Below are 19,591 nucleotides of genomic sequence, written 5' to 3'. Positions count from 1 at the left end.
ATGGTGCAAGATGTCAGTTTTCCCCACATCATAGCTCACAAAGGCAACCGCAGGACAAAGGTGCTGCCACAGCCCAATTCGCTACGCGCGCTGAGGCTGCCGCGGTGTGCGCGGGCGATCGCGCGGGCGATCGCCAATCCGAGTCCCGAACCGCCTGTATGGCGCGATCGAGATTTGTTGACTCGGTAAAAGCGATCGAATATCCGCCCTAAATCTGCCGCCGCTATCCCAATCCCGGTATCTTGCACCTGAATTATCGCCTCTTGGTGAGTGCAATCTAAGATTACTGTGACTTTTCCGCCAGGGGGAGTGTATTGAATGGCGTTGACAATTAAGTTAGTAACCAGACGGTAAAGTCGATCGGCATCTCCGACAACATTCAATGGATGCTGTACGCGGATTTCGGATGTTAGCGCTACCTGGGAGGATCTCGCCAAAGCAGCCAATTCCTCGACTAAATCGCCCACCAAGTCGTTTAAACAACAAAGCTGAGGGCGATCCTCTTCGAGGGCTTCGCTAACGGATTTCACCTGAGAGTCCATCCGCGCCAACAGCAACAAATCAGTGACTAACTGAGTCAATCGTCGGTTTTGGCGATCGACAGTCTGCAAAATTTCCCGTGCTTCTTTCTCATCCAATTGTGGCATTAACAGCGCCGATTCTACAGTGGCTTGAGATGCCGCTAAAGGCGTTCGCAATTCGTGGGCAGCATCCGCCGTAAACTGTTGGATTTGTCGGTAAGAAGAATAAATCGGTTTCATTGCCAATCCTGCCAGCCACCAACTAGAAAAAACCACCAAAATTAACGCTGTCGGCAATCCTAACTTCAAAATTAATCTCACTGTACTGAGATAACTGTTGAAGTCTTGCAAGCTCCGTCCTACTTGAAAGTATCCCCAATCTTCCAGGGTGTTTGTGTGCAGTGATACAGAAATTTGGTGATAAATATTCCCTTTGCTGTCAGCGATTGTTTGCCAGTGTTGGGAGTTAAATGTCGGCGGCAATGTTTCGGGATAAGCGCCTGCTGTAGCAATCAATTTCCCAGAAGAGTCAAATAAACGAATATAGTAATAGCTTTGGTTGATAGCGCTTAAAATATGGCGATCGGCTAACTGTTCTTTAACGCCGTTAACTCCAATTACGCGGAGGTTTGGCAAAAGTTCATTGACGATTGGTTCTAGGCGTCCGGGTTGCTGTAGCTTGATTTCGAGGCTATCGTGGAGTGTCCCCGCTACCGATTCTAGTTCGCGATCGATCGCAATCCAGTGCGCGTGGGCGATCGCCTTATATACACCAAATCCCAACAAGCTTAAAATCAAACCCATGACTGCGGCGTAGGAAATCGCTAATTGCGATCGAGTGCGGTTAAATAGTTTATTTTGATTCACAATTCATGATTGGGTAATTGGTAATTGGTAATTGGTAATTGATTGGGATGATATTTTTTTATTTACCGCAGAGAACGCAGAGGACGCAGAGAAGGAGAAAAGAGAGAATTAGTAGAAGGGAGGAAAATAAATAGTCTTTTCTGAGTCCGCAAAGGCGGACTTTGTTTGTGTAAATGCGATTTCAACTTTTCTTAGTCCGCGGAGGCGGACATTGTTTGTGTAGACGCGGTTTCAACCGCCGAGTCTAAAAGTAATTTTGAAGGCAGAATTCAACTTTTCATCCGATATCCGACGCCGTGGACAGTTTCAATTAAGTTCGCACAGCCAACGGATTCGAGTTTGCGCCGCAGCAAGCGCACTTGAGCGGCTACTACATTGCTAAAAGTATCTGCGCTGGCTTCCCATATCTGATTCCGAATTTGGTCAGTCGTGACAATTTGGTTCGGATGTTTCATCAAATATTCTAACAATTGAAATTCTTTGTTAGTCAGCGAAATTGTTTGGTTGGTGCCGTTTTGATTGAGATAAAAAGCTGTGCGATTCCCGCAATCTAAGGCGAGATTTCCGATTTGTATCTGTTGGGGCTGTATTTGGGGCGATCGCCTTTGCAGCGCCCGCAACCTTGCTAACAGTTCCGCCATCCCGAAGGGCTTGACTAAATAATCGTCAGCCCCCGCATCCAATCCCGCCACTTTATCTTCCATCCTGTCTTTGGCTGTCAGCATCAAAACTGGCAAAAAACTATGTTTGGCGCGCAATCTTCGCAGCAATTCTATTCCCGACAATCCCGGAAGCAACCAGTCAAAGATGGCTAGGGTGTATTCCGTCCACTGACTATCTAGATATTCCCAAGCTTCATTCCCATCCTGGGCCCAGTCAACTATGTATTTTTCTTGCTTCAAAGTGCGATCGATCGCCTTTCCTAAATCTGGTTCATCTTCAACTAGCAATATTCTCATAAAAAGTAACCTTATGTCGCGCTAGGTACGTAGTTGCGCTTTAGCGCTAAAGCGCAACTACATACCTTTTGAAAAGTACCAATCGCTCAGTAAGTTTGAATCCCAACTCTACCGAGGGGAACCTCTGCGTTTATTCCCACAATTTTACCAGATATTGCATACCCCCAGTTGTGGCTGTAACCGGGTGTCTGAATGCCGCGCATATAAATTGAGATTGTAGTGTCAGGCGCGACTGGTTGAGCAAAAACTACGGTGGCTTTCTGGTTGTTGACAGATACTTGAGTATCAATTTTTTGATGGGATTGATTTTTTACCTCGATTCCTCCACGGATGCTCAGATCTGCTGGAAGGGCGATCGCAATTTCCGCAAGAGATCTTCCCTGAACATGAACATCAAAACGATGGGTAGCACCCTGAAAACCCGCTCTATTAGGAGTTGCAGCGCTACCAAGCAGGTGAGCAACATTAGCATTCTGCATAGCTCCTCCCGCAATAGTAGCAGGGGCATTAGATGCCAGCAGGAATGTAAATGCAGCAGCGTAAATTAACTTTTTCATAGCGGTAATCCCTGACAAATAAACTAATTTTTGTTCTTATTTATTAGTATTGCTGTCAAGAATGAAATATAGATGAAATTTTAGCTCTTTAACAATTACAATACTTACACAAGTATCACAATACTTAAAAAAAAAGGTACGTAGTTGCGCTTTAGCGCTAAAGCGCAACTACGTACCTTTTTTAAAGTCCCTGTTTCGTCCAGGACAGAATTAATTATTGTACTCTAAATTAAGAAAAACCAGATTCATAAAACAAACCAGGCTTTCATAGCTAAACTCAACTCAAATTACTGAGTGAATGTAAAACGACCGTCCACTTTTTCTCCCTTAATATCCGCATTCACCTTCACAGGATACTGACCTGGATCTTTGCCGGGAAATACAACAGCGTAATGTTTGCCTTCAGGATCGTATTTGAGAGCTAGGGTTTGTTGCTTTCCACTCGGCAACTGCACTTGTGCTGACACTTTTGCGTCAGGAACCGGTTCCTTTTTATCGCCTTTTTGCAGGTACAAATCTAAGTGAGTTCCAGTAGCTTCTTTGACAGGTACAAACTCTAAATGGTAAGCTCCAGCATTGACAACTTGACCGCCTTTAGCTCCTTTTGCAGCAGCAGGATCAGCGGCGGGAGCAGAAGACGCAGGTTTTGAAGCAGCAGGAGGGGGTGTTGGAGTGATTTTTGTATCACTTGCTTCGTCGCCTTTACCGCAAGCTCCCAAAAACAGCAGTCCGATACTGCTGAGAATAATTAAACTTGATTTGATCGTTTTCATGTGCTTGAATTTTTGCGGACAATTATTCGTAAATTATGGCATTTTAAAACAGGGCGTCAATCGATTTTAGATTTTAGATTTTAGATTTTAGATTTTAGATTTTAGAGGCGACTCCACGGATAAATCCGGGGGCTTGTACCATGAAGAAATTCTTGGTCAAGGAAAATCATCAAAAATTATTCAGCAATAGCCCGAATCGTTGCTAGAAAGCACTTAAACCAGTTTTTTCATCTTCAGCAACAGGCTCAGGTTCTTGAGGCCGTAAAAACTTCCCGAATTGAGCGTACAAAGCTGGCAAAACTAACAGAGTTAACGCCGTAGAAGTAAACAATCCTCCTAAAACTACGATCGACAAAGGTTGCAAAATTTCTTTTCCTGGCCCGCCTTCTAAGACTAACGGTGCTAAACCCAAAGCTGAAGTTAAAGCAGTCATCAAAATGGCGTTGAGGCGTTCCATCGAGCCTTTAACAACGGCTTCTTGAAAGGGCATTCCTTCAGCAAATTTAGAGTTATAGTTGTCTACTAACAGCAAGCCGTTGCGGGTAGCTACGCCGAATAATGTGACAAACCCAACCAGGGAAGCGACGGAAATTATACCGCCAGTCAAAGCTACAGCAATTACTCCTCCAACTAAGCCGATCGGCAAATTGATCATAATCATCGCAGTTGAAGCGATCGACTTAACGGACAAGTACATCAAGACGGTAATGACCAAAAAGGCGATCGCGCTAAACACTATAATATTCTGCGAAGCCCTTTGTTCCGCCTCAAATTGACCGCCGTACTGGATAAAATAACCAAACGGTAACTGCACCTCCCGCTTGACTTTAGCTTGAATTTCATTCACAACCGATCGCAAATCCCTACCTTTAGCATTAGCCGCCGCCACAATCAGCCGCGACACATTCTCGCGGTTAATCGTATTTGGGCCCGTACCGTATGTAACAGTCGCAACTTGCGCCAGGGGAATTTTACCCCCCCTTTCATCCCCCCCTTTATAAGGGGGGGAAAGAGGGGGGGTATCAACCAACAAATTTTGAATAGTTTCGAGATTGTTTCTGGCTGACGGCTGCAACCACACAACTAAATCAAAAGTTTGCTGTGCTTCCAACACTTGAGAAACAACTTTGCCATTTAAAGCAGTCTCAATGATTTCCGAAAGTTCTCCGATTTTCAAACCATATCTACCCGCAGCTTGGCGGTTAAACTTAATTTGAATTTGCTGCACCGGCACCTGCGGTTCCAGTTGCAAATCCACAATTCCCTTCACAGTTTTCATTTGCGCTTCAACTTGAGCACCGATAGTACGAAGTTGATTCAAATCCGGGCCAAATATTTTCACAGCAATTTGACTTCTGACACCGGACAAAACCTCATCCATCCGGTGAGAAATAAAACCGCCGATATTTGGTGCAACTCCCGGCAATTTCGCAAATTCCTGCCGCAAATACTCCAAAGTTTTCGACCGATTTTTCATTCCTTCCTCGCTCAAACCAATATCGATGTGAGCTAAATTGACACCCGCAGCATCAGCATCGCCCGGAGCTCTGCCCGATCGCACTTGCACGTATTCAAATCTGCGATCGTCCTTAAGTGCATCTTCCATCGCAAAAGCCGCGCTATCCGTCGTCTCCAAAGACACCCCCGGATAAAGCAGAATAGTATTCACCAAAGTTTGCTCCTGAAACTCCGGCAAAAACACCCGTCCAAAGGAAGGCAAAATAACTAAAGCAGCCACCATACTAGCAGCAGCTAAAACTAAAACTATCGCTGAATACCGCATTGATAATTGGATAAAAAAGTGATAGATGCGCTTGCAAAATCTCGGCAACCAAGGTTCCTTGGCACTCATGCGTTTGTTCGGCAATAAAATAGCACAAAGCGCCGGAGAAACGAACAGCGATTCTAAACTAGAAATCACCACAACCACCAAATAAGTAATCCCCATCGGCGTAAAAATTCGACCTTCTACACCCGGCAAAGTAAAAATCGGCGAAAACACCACAATCCCAATTACCGTTGCTCCAATTAACGAATCGCGCACCTCTTGAGAGCCATCAAAAATCACATCCATCACCGGGCGCGGATGCTCAGAAGCCGTATTTTCTCGTAAATTGCGGTAGGTATTTTCAGCATAAACAATCGCATCGTCGATCGCAGTGCCGATCGCCACCGACAAACCACCCAAAGTCATCGTATTCAATCCCAAACCCAGCCAATACATCGCTAGCAGCCCGAACAGCCAAGTTAGGAAGAAATCGAGCAAAACCACCGTCAGAGTGCGCCAATTCATCAAAAACGGGATGAGAATGATGGTGACAATGATACTGCCTTCCACTAAAGCCGATCGCACATTTTCCACCGAAGAGTTGATATACTCTTCCTGCCGGAAAGTCACTGTCACCTTAATATCCTTAGGTAAAGCTTGCTGTACCTCAGCCATTGCCGCCTCAACCGCCTTCGTTACCGTCGGAGTATCGGCAACGGGCTGTCTGTTTACCATCACAATCACAGCTTTTTTGCCGTTAAAACTGCCGTTTCCCCGCTTGATTGCAGCACCAATCTTGACATCAGCGACATCACCAATTCTGACGGGTGTTCCTTGACGAGAGGCGATCGCAGATTGCTGCAAATCTGCCACCGATTCAATCCGCCCCACGCCTCGAATTAACGTTTCTTTATCCGGTGTAATTAAATAGCCTCCCGGTGCGTTAACATTGGCAGCTTTCGCCGCTTCTGCAACTTGTTGCAAGGACACATTAAAAGCTTTTAGCTTAGCAGGTTCGACTAATACTTGATACTGCCTTTGTTCGCCGCCGTAAGCCACGATTTGAGCAACACCAGTCACTGCCAAAAGGCGATTTGTGACTTGCCAATCTACCAGACGGCGCACTTCCATCAGCGGAGTAGTTTCTGATGTAAAAGCATAGGTAATTACCAAACCAACCGGAGAAGTTGTCGGAGAAATTTGTGGTGTTTCTACTCCAGCCGGGAGTTTGCTTTGAGCTTGTTGCAATCTTTCTGTAATCAACTGGCGGGCTTGATATATTTCGGTTCCCCAATCAAAGATTACCTTAACAGCAGAAATGCCGACAGCCGAAGACGATCGCACTGCTGTTACTCCCGGAGTTCCGTTAATCGCACTTTCGATCGGGAGTGTTACTAAAGACTCGATTTCTTCCGGTGCGAGGCCCGGTGCTTCTGTCTGAATTTCGACTTGCGGCGGTGCAAAAGGCGGGAAGACATCGAGGGACATTTTGGGGATGATATATAATGTCCAAAGGCTAATAATAATGGTGGCGAGAACGACTAGCCAGCGGCGATTAATTACCCATCTCAGAATAGTGCTGAACATTTAAACAGTTGACAGTTGACAGTTGACAGTTGACAGTTAAATAGCCATTCAATCTAGATTGACACCCAAGAATGAAATTAGGATGAAATCGTTTCTCTTTTAAGTCTGATTTATAAGTTATAGCGGTTCTCAGAAAGATTCGCGGACGTTGTTGGGCTTCAGCCCTCTTGGTTTAAGGGTTATGTAAGCTGTCAGTAGCTGTAGGGTGCGTCGCCATCTACAATCCTCAAAAAAAACGACAATCTCGTAGCGACGCACCTTACAAATCCTTTAAATAACCAATCGAATGTTCATCATAGTTATTATGAAAGCACCCAACAAATACTCACAAACTCTAAAAAACTTTGGCGAAACAGACTACAATCCAGTCCCGCCAAAGCGCTCAAAACGAGTAATCATGCGCGCTCAGTTCAAAGGGCGTAAAAAACCTATGATGTATATTTGTGATCGAGAAGAATCGCACAGATTTCTAGATGCAGATAAATGAATCAACTCTCAGACAAGGTGATTACTTGTAAACAAAAATTTTACTTTAAACTCTGGGTTTCTGCCTCCTGGCTTTTAACACGGTGGTTGTCATCATGCGGCAATTCATCTACTTTACTCGCATTGATTGCCACTGCGGAGGTAGAAAAACCATTTTTGGCATGACTTTGAGATGCTGCTAGTGCTGGAAATTTGCGCCGTTTTCCCAAAAATACCCCGGCTGTGAAAGTCAAGGATGCGATCGCAATTCCTCCCCCAACTCCCGCCCACAATAAAGACACAGGCAAATTATTAAAGTTAACCTCTGTTACCTTAGGACTTACCTCTTTCTTTTCCTCGCTTGTTGATGGCTTACTACCGCCTCGCAGAGATTGTGCGTAAAGTTGAGGCGCCCGCTGGGTTACAATCAAATCTCCATCGAATAAACCGCTCTTAATTTCTACTAAATCCCCCGCAGTTTGACCGACTTCAATGTCAACCGCTTGATAAGCATCGCCATTTTGGACGTAAACGGTTTTTTTACCGCTAACATCTACTACCGCTGTAATCGGAATTGCTAAAACATTAGTAACATTTTTGTTAGTTAAAATTTCCAACTCAGCAAACAATCCCGGCTTTAACTCGCCGTTACTATTATCTAATTCTGCTTTCACTGGGATAACTCGCGTTTCTCCTTGCACGGATGAGCCAATTAAGGTGATTTTTCCCTTGAAAATACGATCGCCCAAATTAGCAACTTTCACCCTGACTTCCTGGCCCTGTTTTACCTGATTCAAGTCTTTTTCGTAGATGTTGGCGGTGGCAAAAACCCGGCTGTCATTTAAGACGCTCATCAACGGTTTTTCAGCGCTTACAGACTCTCCTGGGGTGATGGCGCGATCGGCAATCGTACCAGAAATCGGAGCAATTACGGTGACAAGTCCTCGATCGTTCGCAACAGTGCCTAATTGTTGCAGCCGCGCTTGATAGGCTGCGTCGGCTAAGCGAATGCGCGACTGAGCGACTGCGACGGCAGTTTTGGCGCGTTTGACCTGATTCTCGGCTTCCAGCACTTCCCGGCGGCTCTGAGCCTTGGTGAGTTGAGCTTTTGCCTCGGCTACCTTGCTTTGGGAATCGCGCAATTCCCGCACCGGCAGATCTACTTCGGCTTGTTTAATTTCGGTTTCGGCTTTAATAACTTCGGGACGGCTTTTTGCCTTGGCAACATTGGCTTTAGCTTCGGCGAAGTGAGATTGCGACTCTAGCATTGTACGCCGCGCGATCGCCCCTGACGCAACTAACTCGCGATCGCGATCGAACTGTTCCTTAGCCACAGTCAGTTCAGTTTCCGCCCGCGCTATCTCTGCTTGCGCTATTTCAATCTGACGTTGATAATTTTCCTTAGCAACTTTGACAACAGAACGCTGATTGACTAATTCTTGCTCTCGCTTGTACTGTTGAGTTGTTGCTGCTAATTGAGTTTGGGCTTGTATTATTTCTGCTTCAGAGATTTGAATTTGGCGATCGTAATTTTCTCGTGCTAGTTTCAAATCGCCTTGTGCTTGCTGCAAATCTGCCTCAGCTTCCGCTCGTTTCGAGAGAGATTCAACGCGCAACTGTCCTAATTCTGAACTCGACAAAACCGCAACCGGTTGACCTTTTGATACCTTGTCTCCAGGCTTAACTAACAACTCTACCACTTTGCCAGCTACCGAAGCCGTTACTTCTACCTTTTGGTTTGGTAAAGTTTCAATTTGTCCTGTGGTTTTGATGCCGATATCTAGTCGCTGTCGGGTAGCCGGAGAGACTTTAATTCCCAACCGTTTTGCTGTTACGGCATCTACAGAAATAGCAGCAGGAGTTTGAGTTGTTTCGCCGCTTTGGTGAAATTCATTTCCGTGTCCCGCGTGGGCGAAAACTGCGGTAGGAGAATTTAGCAAAATTAGGCTTAACAAAGTTATTGAAAAGCTGCTAATAATTGCCGGAGATTGAGAATATTGGTGAAATATCATCGTTGGCATTTTCCTGGAAATGAGGTTGAGTGCCACAGGCTCAGCGGTTGGTATTTTGGCAAAACAAGTAAGTTAACCGAATTAACCGGAGCTACTTATTAACCTTTTTCAAGAAACGACTGCTAAGCAATGACCAAGAGCTAAAATTTATCTCCTCAACCTAGTCTTTCACTGCCAAATGAAATTAGGATGAAATTTCGGCTCAGCAGCCCAGATACCCTCCAGATTCTAAAATCCGAAGATAAGTTTTACCTAATCCCAAGGAATTGCGCTGTAGATTTTTTGCTCGTTTCTCAAGTTCTTTCGCTTCAAGTTTCTTTGTTAAAATGCTCATGAACTCGTCCCCGGCTGCCTTTGATTGATAAGTTGTGTTTGATTCCAAGCTGTTCAACATCATTGACTACCCTGTATATAGCTTTGTAGTGATTCTCATACTTTAGAGGTAGGGCTTCTGAATTGTCTACAGTATTTTTACGTAAAAAATGAAATGATGTGAATTCAGACAACTGCTGACAGCCCTGTTCGAGCTATATTAATGTTAGCCCAAGGTTTTTGCCACTTTTCAGTAGCAAGATTTCTAGCTTTTGTCAAGCAAGTATTTCATGAAAAATTGACACGCTGTGATTCCTATCACTTGTTTTTTGGCTTTCTGTCACATATTGCTTAGTGGAGCTAAATTACTCCTTGTACTAAGCTTGGTACCAGTCTTTCATTTGCTCAATTTCTGCTTGTTCCGAATTCAAAATTTATTGATCTAATTTCTTTGTTTCCGGCTGTTTCGACTTTTTGAAAGTATCTTCAGCCATCAATAAAGTGGGTGCATCTGGTTTTTGAAGAGGGCGAAGCATGACCGGATATAAGTTATTAGTTATAATCCCATATTGATTGCGGTCATGCTTCGCCCCTACAGATATATTTGCTTGCATTGAGATGCACTCAATAAAGCTTCTTCGCGGTGGAGAATAATCGCAGTTTTTCAGTATATAGTGGAGCGAGCGAAAGATTCGCGGACGATAGGGCATAGGGCATAGGGCATAGGGCATAGGGCATAGGGCATAGGGCATAGGGCATAGGGCATAGGGCATAAGGCATACCTCACTTTTTTGAGAACCGCTGTATAGTGGAGCGAGCTAAAGATGAAGTATTGACCAATCAATCCCTCAATCCCTCAATCCCTCAATCCCTCAATCTAAAATCTAAAATCTAAACTTCTGCCTCATCTTTTTGATAAAGACTATACAAGGGGCGGGTTAAGCAAGCCAACTTCCAGACAACAGATAATTCCCGTACAAAACCCGCCCTCTTAAATTAGCCTCCCCAAACTTTCTTCAAAACCTCTTGAGGAGAAATGTCAGCCATTTTACCAGTAGGAGATTTAATTCCCAAAAAGCGATCGCTCTTGGGCAGCAATTTTGCAGGTTCAGTCGGGCCGAACAAAGCTATTGTATAAGTTTGAACCGCCACAGCTAAGTGCATCGGCGCACTGTCAGTACACATCATCAAATTAGCAGCAGCAATGGTGGCCGCCAACTTGCCGACATCATCCGGCGAGATAACTTTTACACTCGGACAGAGTTCGACTAACTTTTTCACGAAGGCTTCATCTTCGGGCCCTTTCACCACCACAACGGGTAAATTTGGCTGCCGCTGCTGGCAGTCTTTGATGATTTGCTGCCAGTTGTCTATTGGGTAAATTTTGTCAATACCTTTAGACAAAGCTAGCTGACTCGAACCGCCGTGAATTAGAATGTAACCGCTTTCTTTGATTCCCAACCGCTGCTGTTCGGCTTCCGCCCACTGAATATCCTGTTTTGGTACACTAATTGCGATCGCAGGACTTGGATTGTTAATGTTGAATCCTTGGAGCAAATCGTGGTACATTGAAGCCGCGTACTGGTCTGTTTTCAGAGGTACCGAATCGGTGAGAAATCGAGCGCCGTTGGTTCCAGAATACCCAACTCTCTGGGGAATGCCTGTCAGCCACAGCAGAAGTCCTACAGTCCACCGCTGGCCGAGAGAAACAACTGCTTCGTATTCGCGATCGCGAATTACGCCCAGTAAATTTCCCAAATCAGCCATCGCATTGCGATCTTTGAAATTGTACGTCAAGACTTCTTTGACAGACTTGCAGACTCGGTAAGCGCCCTTCGCCCTCGGTTCCACGATGACATCAATCTGAGCCTCTGGATAAGACTGCTTGAGGTCATCAAGGGTAGGGAAAAATAAAATTTGGTCGCCAATCCCGCCTGGGACAAGTGCTAGTATTCGCATCATAAACGATCGGGCTATTATCTATCGAGGTAGCTCTCAGCGATCGGCTTTCAGCTATCAGCTTATAGTATTTTAAGACGTTAAAAGCTACTGGCTGACAGCAAAACAACTGACTGAAAATTACAGGACGCTTTTAATATATACCTAGTTGGGTGAAGAAGGGTTAGTTAATGCACTTATTAATTCCTGCGGCGGGTTCGGGGCGACGGATGGGTAGTCAGCGGAACAAACTGCTGCTGACTTTGCTGGAAAAACCTTTGCTGAGTTGGACTTTGGCCGCCGCTGAAGCTTCGCAGCAGATTAGCTGGATCGGCATTATGGGCCAGCCTGAAGATTTTCCTGATTTTAAGGCAATTCTGGGCGATTTAGCTTTGCTCAAGCCCGTGGAACTGATTCAAGGAGGGGCTACCAGGCAAGAGTCAGTTTACAACGGTTTGCAGGCCTTGCCGCCAAATGCCGATCGCGTGTTGATTCACGACGGCGCCAGGTGTTTAGCAACTCCTGAATTGTTCGATCGATCTTCAGCAGCTCTCTTAAGCTGTCCGGGCTTGATTGTCGCCGTCCCGGTCAAGGATACGATTAAGGTGGTGGATGAGTCTAGAATCGTGCGAGACACACCGGACAGAAGCCATTTGTGGGCTGCCCAGACTCCCCAAGGATTTGAAGTGAAATTGTTAAAGCAGTGTCACCAACAAGGGCGGGAGAAAGGTTGGGAAGTTACAGACGATGCAGCTTTGTTTGAAAAATGCGGTTTACCAGTGCAAATTGTGGAGGGGGAAGAGACAAATTTAAAAGTTACAACGCCCGTTGATTTAGCGCTAGCTGAATTTATTTTGCGGCAGAGAACAGATAAGAGTAAATAAAATTTGTTGACTATTTTTAAGAACGGGCTTTCCGGCCCGTTCCACAATCAATAATTTTATTAATTGTGGAACAGGCCGGAAAGCCTGTTCCTTCTGTTATCCTAGAAATATCATAGCTGGAAGTAAAAAAATATGATTTCTGTTGCGCCGATCGCACCACCGTTACTCCGAGGCGAACAGCGAGTGGTGTTTAGAGATATTACTTGGGAGGGTTATCAACAACTGCTCCAGATTTTGGGCGATAAACGAGCGGCTACATTGACATTCGATCGAGGGACTTTAGAAATTACCATGCCTTTAGAAGAACACGAATTCTCAGCACGCTTAATCGAGTTTTTGATTCGGATTTTGGTGAGAGAACTAGGTTTAAAGATAAAAACAATGGGTTCGACAACCCTCGATCGATCGGATCTAGAGCGCGGTGCAGAACCCGATAATGCCTATTACATCCAAAATCAGCCCCTCGTAGCCGGTCGTACAGTAGATTTAGCAACAGATCCGCCACCCGATTTAGTCGTAGAAATAGATATCACCCATACTGATATTAACAAGCCTGCTCTCTATGCCAGTATGGGAGTACCGGAGTTGTGGCGGTACGATGGTAGAGAATGGCGAATTTATAAGCTGGAGAATGATGAGTATTTGGAAGTATCTGTTAGCCCCACTTTTCCGATTCTCCCCAAGTCCAAGCTCTACGAATTTTTGGCGGCAGCACAGGTAGATGAGGTAGAAGCGGAGGTGAATTTACGCAACTGGGTGAGAGAGAGCACTGATGGTTGATTCATATTATTGGTTGTTCGTAATTATGGAGCTATATTTTTTTTTAACCGCAGAGGAACGCAGATAAACGCAGATAAAATCCCATCCGCGTTCATCCTTGTTCATTCGCTGATATCTGCGGTCAAAAAATCCAAATCTATGCAATAACCAATAACTTAGGTTTATCATGAAGGATTAATCGGAAAATCAGTATCATATTCAATCTCTGTCGCACTTTTAACTAAATCCAAAAACGCAAACACGGCCGGAATTAACAGCGCATCCTTCAAAACAGCCACTCCAATTACCCTTTCAAAAGCCGCTGGTAAACTGCAAACTTTTACCTCAGCAGGTATCGGTTCGGCCGCCAAACGCGGCATAATTGTAGCACCCAAACCGCCCATCACCATACTGACGATAGTTGAATCTTCGCTGAGTTCGTAAGCGATATTTAAGGGGAAATCCGAAGTTGCTAAATATTTGCGTAGCGGTATAGAACAAGCAGTTTCCGGCGGCTGCAAAATCAGCGGATGATTTGCTAATTCTTCCCAAGTAATTTTTCCACTTGATAATTTAGCAGTTGGTGGCAACAACACAACGTATTTATCCCGCAAAATTTCTCTACTTTCAAATTCATCTGAGATGGGAAGAGAAACAAAGCCGATGTCTGCTTTGCCCGATCGCAAAGCTTCCTCCACAGCCTGGGTATAATAGACTTCGGTAATGCTGACAGCAATCTTGGGAAAGCGATCGCGAAATTGAGCAATAATACCCGGTAGGATATGAGTTGCGACGCTGCGAAACGTCACTATCCGCACCTGGCCTCCCTGCAAACCTTTTTCTAAATCCGCTTCTTTTACCATCATTTCTAACGATCGCACAATTTGACGCCCGTGAAGCACCACTCTTTCCCCCACCGGCGTCAGTTGAGCACCGTGTCGCCCCCGATGGAACAATTGCACACCCAATTCTGTTTCTAAAGAGGCGATGGCGTGGCTGACTGCGGATTGTGACAGTTCCATTTGCAAAGCCGCTTCGCTAAAGTTTTCACAGTCGGCTACTGCTATCAAAGCCTGAATCTGAGAGAGTTTCATCCGCCGTGTGTTGATGTCATTCATAGCGTTTCCTAGAAGGAAGAGTTGACAGTTGACAGTTGACAGTTGACAGTTGACAGTTGACAGAGGGAAGAAGGAAAAAAGAAGCATCTCAGTTGTGCATTTACAGTGTTCCGCTCAAAAAAGGTTCGTAGTACGGACTTTAGTCCGCTCTTTAAAAAATGCTTCTTGAAAAACTGAGATGCTCCCAGGAAAAAGGACTCGAAGGCAAGGTTTTCAGCAATTAATAACGTCCTACTAACTGTCGGGTGCGGTTGGTATATTTATCTATCGATTTTATTCATACAACCTATGCAAGTAATGACTTGATTGTTGTTTTGCCCAGAGCTAGGGTGGATTTATCAGGTAAAAGATTTAATTGTACAGGAGTTGCAGAGCTATCAAAAGTGCTGTAATTGCGAGCAAGTTATTGCTTCCTTTTAGCTGCGATTTTTGATTGTGCAATTTTTGTTTAATTAACAATTTGAAGGTGTTTGTTATGTCTACTTACGAAAAACGGCGGTGTCCCGAAAACACAAGCTTTATTTCGATTAACGAGCCAGCTAAATATGCCAAAAAGCCAAAAAGCCGATCGCTCTTTTCAGCTATCAATCAACTTTGGCAAGGTTTGCTCACCGCCGCTGCTGGCGAAAACGAGGTCAGAATTTGGCAAACCTGCGATCGCAATGGTAACACTTGCTGGCACGGTTGCGATCGCGCGACTGGTCGCTCTAAGAGCGCCGCGACAGATGACGAAATACGCGCTTGGATCGATCGGCGTTATTGCCAATAGTAGATTATTGCTTGTGTGGGGGAGTTTCGATTGTTTGCGAGCAGCCAAGATTTTGATAAACCAGCCCGCCAGAAAATTCGGGGAAATTGTTGATTTTGGATAATTAATTCCAAAGGAGATGCTATGCTTCAAAGATATTCCGAATGTGCAGCGCCAGATCGCATAATCCTCATGAAAAACGAGGTGTATAGGTTGCCTCAAAATCATCGAGAAGTTCAAGTCTTGTCAGGAATTGCTTGGATTACAGTTGACAAACAGGACATCATCTTGCACAGTCCAGAAAAAATATCGCTTCCACCGAGCAAAAACTTTGCTGTCATCTCCGCTCTCAACTATATGCCGCTGATTATGGCAGTCTGTTCAACAGTTGACAGTTGACAGTTGACAGTTGACAGTTTGAGAGCTACCTCTACCCTTAAGTCCGAGTATTGGAGTAATGAATAGTCTGATTTTAATTTCTCCCGATCGGGCGGGCTTTCAACCAATTCTTTATGGTAAGACATAAGCCAAGCCAAGCCATTTTCGATTTTGGATTGAAGAAGTGGAATTGACTGCTTGTGCATGAGTTTGCAACTTGGTTAAAGTTGCATTCTTTGTTGAAACTGGTATCAGAGGCTAGCGACACAGAAAAAAACTTGGCAGAAACACCCCAAAGAGGTCTATCTTATTTATAAATGGGCTTTTGGAGGACTCGATCGGTGTATTGCCACTCTTACCGCTTCAGCTATCTCGCAGCTATAAGTATTGTGGTATCGCCCGCACTCAGCTTGCTGGAAATTTCAGACGCTCGGGCATTTGCCCCTATTATAAATGCCAGGCCAGCTCGATCGGGCGATTCCCTACGGGATAGCTTCGCCCCGCGTGCCCAAGCAACAGATCCCAAAACGGAAGCAGACAAACTCTTTGAAACAGGAGTCAAACAGCACCGTGAGGGTTTGTTTCGAGAAGCAATCCAGACTTTTGAGCAAGTTTTGGCAATTCGCAAGCAACTAGCCGACAAACCGGGAATCGGAGAAACCCTCAACAATATCGGGGAAGTTTACACCGAAATGGGTTCGCAGTCCAAAGCTTTGGAAGTTTTGCGACAAGCTTTAGCCATTCACCGAGAAATCGGCGAAGGGCCCCGCATTGCCCACACTCTCAATCTCATCGGTTTCGTCAACCGACTTGCGGACAATTTTGACGAAGCGATGAAACTGCACCAAGAAGCTTTGGAACTTGCAAAAATTGCCAACGACCAAATTCAAATAGCAGAATCTTTTCACAACATCGCGGCAGTGTACGCAGAGCAGGTAAATTACGCAAAGGCGATCGAATTTTACCAGCAAGCGCGGACGATTCGCACCACAGAGGGCGATCGGCGCGATTTAGGCCGTACCCTCAATAACATGGGCGGCGTCTATTACAACATCGGCGACTTTAACAGAGCGATGGAATTTTACCATCAAGCCTTAGCAATTCGCCGGGAAATCGGAGACAGGGCTGGCGTCGCCCGCCTCCTCAACAACATGGCACTTACCTGTCGCAAACAAGGCAAAGATACTCAAGCGTTGATCTATTTTCAGCAAGCAATACCGATGTTTGAAGCTATCGGTGACAAGACAAGTATGGGACGCTTGTTTAACAATATGGGCGCGATTTATGAAAGTCTCCGTCAATATCCTAAAGCTCTCAACTCCTACGAGCGAGCTTTGAAAATTGCCCGCGATGGCGGCGATAAAGCTGGAGAAACTACGGCGATGGAAGGCATTAAACGATTGTCGTCCGGGCAGTCTTTGCCACAATAATCGCAGGATATAATTATCATATTTCTTGGTACGTAGTTGCGCTTAAGCGCTCTTTCTTGGATTATTCAAGAGCGCTTAAGCGCTCTTTCTTGGATTATTCAAGAGCGCTTGCATCGCAACAACATACCTTTCTTGGTACGTAGTTGCGCTTAAGCGCTCTTTCTTGGATTATTAAACAGCGCTTGCATCGCAACAACATACCTTTTCAATCCTTAAGAATCTCCCGGTAACAAACCGGGAGACTTGAAAATTATAACCTAACCAACTAGCCCGATCGCCCTTTTAGTCAAAGCATCAGCCGTCAACCCATTAAACGCCATCAACTCACCAGCGCTAGCAGTGGTTTCCCCCCGCTTCCATGCGAAAGTATCGCGCGGGCAATTGCTGCGAAGCATCACCGGCTCCAACATCCCAGAAGCACCGCCTGTCACGCCAATCAAGGCATCTCCACCAAACATTTCGGCAAATTTCTCATCGCTCAAAAAGCCACCGTCAGCTTCCGAACAAGTATTCCAAGCAACATCGCTGGAACGGTACAAACGGCGGGGATTCACAACAGAAACAATCCGCACTCCCAAGCCTTCTTTCTCCAATGATGCCGCCGCTTCAAACACCGGCATTAAAGTCATATCGCCGACAACAGCAAACACAACTTTCTTATTTCCGGTTGTTTCGTGCAACACAATTCCACCATCTTCTAAACCTTGGCGAGTCTGTGCAAAAGTAGTACGAATTGGCAGCGGCGACTTGCTCGCAGTAATCACAACTCCCTTATTTCTGGCACTCAAAGCCCAATCATAACAAGCTTGAATGCTGTTAGCATCCGGTGGAAACAAAGGAAACACATTTCCGTTACGCATCATCGCCGCAAAATAAGCCTCAATTTCCGGGCGTTGGTGCGTCCAACCGTTGCGGCCTTGCTCCAATGCACCCGCTGTAAATAAGGTGACAGTTGCCGGAGTTGCACGGCGCAATTCTGCCATTGCTTGCGTTACTGTTTGCCAAATTGGTAAACCGTTGATGGCAAAAGATTCGTAGGAACACCACAAACTCCGCGCTCCAAATAGCGACAATCCTACTGCCAAACCCGCGCAAGCATCTTCGCTCAAAGGTTCGTAAACTTGACCGTTTGGCGATTGATTGTACAAATCATCCGTCGTCGGGTGAATGATTTTGAGAGCTTGGTTGATGTTGGCAATTGCTGATGCTTCGTTGCCGTCTGCATTGGTGACAAGAAAAGTGCGATCGCGCTCGCCGACAGTTCCCACCAAACGTCCCATTGCAGTTGTCGAAATCTTCGCTTCTCCACCAACCGCAAATTCTTCTAAAGGCAATTCTCCCAAATCTGCTAGCGGCAATGTAAACTCAGTAACAACGGTTTTCGCAGCAGGCCCGCCACCCGCACGTTCGCAATTTGTCCGCACCAACTGCCACGCCTCAGCAGTCAAAGCCCGCTGTTTTAAGGCGCTGACAATGTGCGGAGCATCCAGCGTATCTTTCGGATAAAGGTTGTGAGATTTTGCACCCAATGCGTGTACGCCTGCACCTTTTAACTGTTTGATAATAAACACAGTTAATTTGCCGCCGAGAGCAGATTTGGCTGCTTTGTCAACTCCTTCTAAAACAGCTTTGGTAAATGCCATCCGCTGTTCGAGGGAAAAAGCCGTGCTGTCAACATAAGCTTCCGGTTGATTTTTGTCATCAAATTCCTTAGCGTCAACTAAGATGACTTCTTTAAAACCGTTTCCTTGCCAATAAGCAATCATTTCAGCATTAGTTTTAGTCGAAACCATACTGTGATGTTCTTGGGAATATCCGTTCCAAACTAACACTGGCAAAAAGTTAGTAGCTTTCGGATAAGCAGTGTGAAAATGTCCCATGCTGCTCATCGGATAGGGTTCGCCCATCCCACCGTCGCCCATTGTGAAAGCAAACAGTTTGTCGGGGTGCAAAAGTGCGCCCGCCATTGCGAAATGCTGTCCTTGTCCGAGGGGGCCTGCTGGTGCTAAAAGGCCGGGAATGAAGCCGGAAAGATGTCCTAATAAACCGTCTTTTTCGCGGAATTTATCGCGCGCTTGCTGCACTTTGGTAATTCCCATGTCTTCTAAAGATCGATCGAGAAACATGGCACTATAAAATCCTGGCGCGTGGTGCCCGACTTCGGTGACAATGTTCTTGTGTCCCAACATCACCAACGCAGCGTAGGCCTCAGCTTGGCTGGCAAAACCCCCCGGATGTCCCGATGCCTTGCTGGCTGTGATTTGCAGCGTTAAGTAGCGCAGGGCGTCTGCTCCGAGCATCGTTTGAAAGACGGCGGCTGGATCTGCTGGATCGGCGATCGAATTGCTTCCTTGGGCGATCGCAGGTGTTTTCCCGTAAGTCTCAAAACCCGGCACATTCTCCGAGAAATACTGGATTCCTTCACAAAAACTAGGAATTGCTGACGTTGCCTTCGGCGTAGTTGCAGTCATGCTTCTTTATACCTGAAAAATTTGACTTGGATTAAGTAACAGTA

Annotated in this window: 15 protein-coding genes; 5 read left to right on the top strand and 10 right to left on the bottom strand. The window is 45.6% G+C overall.

All coding sequences use genetic code 11. The features are described from left to right. Positions 1-35: 35 nt before the first annotated feature. The 8 genes from rppB to JGK07_RS09755 form a co-directional block, all read right to left on the bottom strand. Entirely contained in the window at positions 36-1,388 is a 1,353-nt protein-coding gene (gene rppB, locus JGK07_RS09790) for a two-component system sensor histidine kinase RppB (protein ID WP_293224674.1), read from the bottom strand. A gap of 269 nt (positions 1,389-1,657) precedes the next feature. Continuing rightward, positions 1,658-2,347, bottom strand: a complete 690-nt coding sequence (rppA, locus tag JGK07_RS09785; RefSeq protein ID WP_293181098.1) for a two-component system response regulator RppA — start codon at positions 2,345-2,347, stop codon at positions 1,658-1,660. A gap of 86 nt (positions 2,348-2,433) precedes the next feature. After that, positions 2,434-2,904: a DUF2808 domain-containing protein gene (locus tag JGK07_RS09780; RefSeq protein ID WP_293217779.1), complete on the bottom strand. Its 471-nt coding sequence runs from the start codon at positions 2,902-2,904 to the stop codon at positions 2,434-2,436. 287 nt (positions 2,905-3,191) lie between these two features. After that, entirely contained in the window at positions 3,192-3,677 is a 486-nt protein-coding gene (locus tag JGK07_RS09775) for a hypothetical protein (RefSeq protein ID WP_293217782.1), read from the bottom strand. Positions 3,678-3,879: 202 nt separating this feature from the next. Beyond that, positions 3,880-7,032, bottom strand: coding sequence for an efflux RND transporter permease subunit (locus JGK07_RS09770; protein ID WP_293224676.1), 3,153 nt, complete (start codon positions 7,030-7,032; stop codon positions 3,880-3,882). 527 nt (positions 7,033-7,559) lie between these two features. Beyond that, on the bottom strand, positions 7,560-9,509 hold the full coding sequence (locus JGK07_RS09765; RefSeq protein ID WP_293224678.1) for an efflux RND transporter periplasmic adaptor subunit: 1,950 nt from the start codon (positions 9,507-9,509) through the stop codon (positions 7,560-7,562). Between the two features lie 746 nt (positions 9,510-10,255). Beyond that, on the bottom strand, positions 10,256-10,435 hold the full coding sequence (locus JGK07_RS09760; protein WP_293181086.1) for a hypothetical protein: 180 nt from the start codon (positions 10,433-10,435) through the stop codon (positions 10,256-10,258). A 382-nt stretch (positions 10,436-10,817) separates the two neighbouring features. Further along, a complete protein-coding gene (locus tag JGK07_RS09755) occupies positions 10,818-11,780 on the bottom strand; it encodes a glycosyltransferase family 9 protein (protein ID WP_293181175.1) in 963 nt (320 codons plus the stop codon). A 170-nt stretch (positions 11,781-11,950) separates the two neighbouring features. On the opposite strand from JGK07_RS09755, the gene ispD reads away from it, so the two are divergent. Beyond that, complete coding sequence (ispD, locus tag JGK07_RS09750) at positions 11,951-12,643, top strand: 2-C-methyl-D-erythritol 4-phosphate cytidylyltransferase (RefSeq protein WP_293181083.1); 693 nt, start codon at positions 11,951-11,953, stop codon at positions 12,641-12,643. Positions 12,644-12,775: 132 nt separating this feature from the next. Beyond that, on the top strand, positions 12,776-13,423 hold the full coding sequence (locus tag JGK07_RS09745) for a Uma2 family endonuclease (protein WP_293181080.1): 648 nt from the start codon (positions 12,776-12,778) through the stop codon (positions 13,421-13,423). A 164-nt stretch (positions 13,424-13,587) separates the two neighbouring features. Here the strand turns inward: JGK07_RS09745 and JGK07_RS09740 are convergent, their stop codons facing one another. Further along, entirely contained in the window at positions 13,588-14,520 is a 933-nt protein-coding gene (locus JGK07_RS09740; RefSeq protein ID WP_293181077.1) for a LysR family transcriptional regulator, read from the bottom strand. A gap of 475 nt (positions 14,521-14,995) precedes the next feature. On the opposite strand from JGK07_RS09740, the gene JGK07_RS09735 reads away from it, so the two are divergent. The 3 genes from JGK07_RS09735 (at position 14,996) to JGK07_RS09725 (ending at position 17,076) form a co-directional block, all read left to right on the top strand. Further along, on the top strand, positions 14,996-15,289 hold the full coding sequence (locus tag JGK07_RS09735; protein ID WP_293181074.1) for a hypothetical protein: 294 nt from the start codon (positions 14,996-14,998) through the stop codon (positions 15,287-15,289). Between the two features lie 123 nt (positions 15,290-15,412). Further along, positions 15,413-15,667, top strand: coding sequence for a hypothetical protein (locus tag JGK07_RS09730; protein WP_293181071.1), 255 nt, complete (start codon positions 15,413-15,415; stop codon positions 15,665-15,667). 320 nt (positions 15,668-15,987) lie between these two features. After that, positions 15,988-17,076 carry a tetratricopeptide repeat protein gene (locus tag JGK07_RS09725; RefSeq protein ID WP_293181068.1) on the top strand — a complete coding sequence of 363 codons (1,089 nt, stop codon included), beginning with the start codon at positions 15,988-15,990 and terminating at the stop codon, positions 17,074-17,076. 257 nt (positions 17,077-17,333) lie between these two features. Here JGK07_RS09725 and JGK07_RS09720 read toward each other — a convergent pair whose 3' ends face one another. Then, on the bottom strand, positions 17,334-19,547 hold the full coding sequence (locus tag JGK07_RS09720) for a phosphoketolase (RefSeq protein WP_293241706.1): 2,214 nt from the start codon (positions 19,545-19,547) through the stop codon (positions 17,334-17,336). Positions 19,548-19,591 lie beyond the last annotated feature (44 nt).

The organism is Microcoleus sp. PH2017_24_DOB_U_A (genome assembly GCF_020738205.1).
Lineage (GTDB): Bacteria > Cyanobacteriota > Cyanobacteriia > Cyanobacteriales > Microcoleaceae > Microcoleus.
The sequence above is the reverse complement of the archived record's forward strand: the minus strand, read 5'-3'. Positions and strand labels throughout refer to the sequence as shown.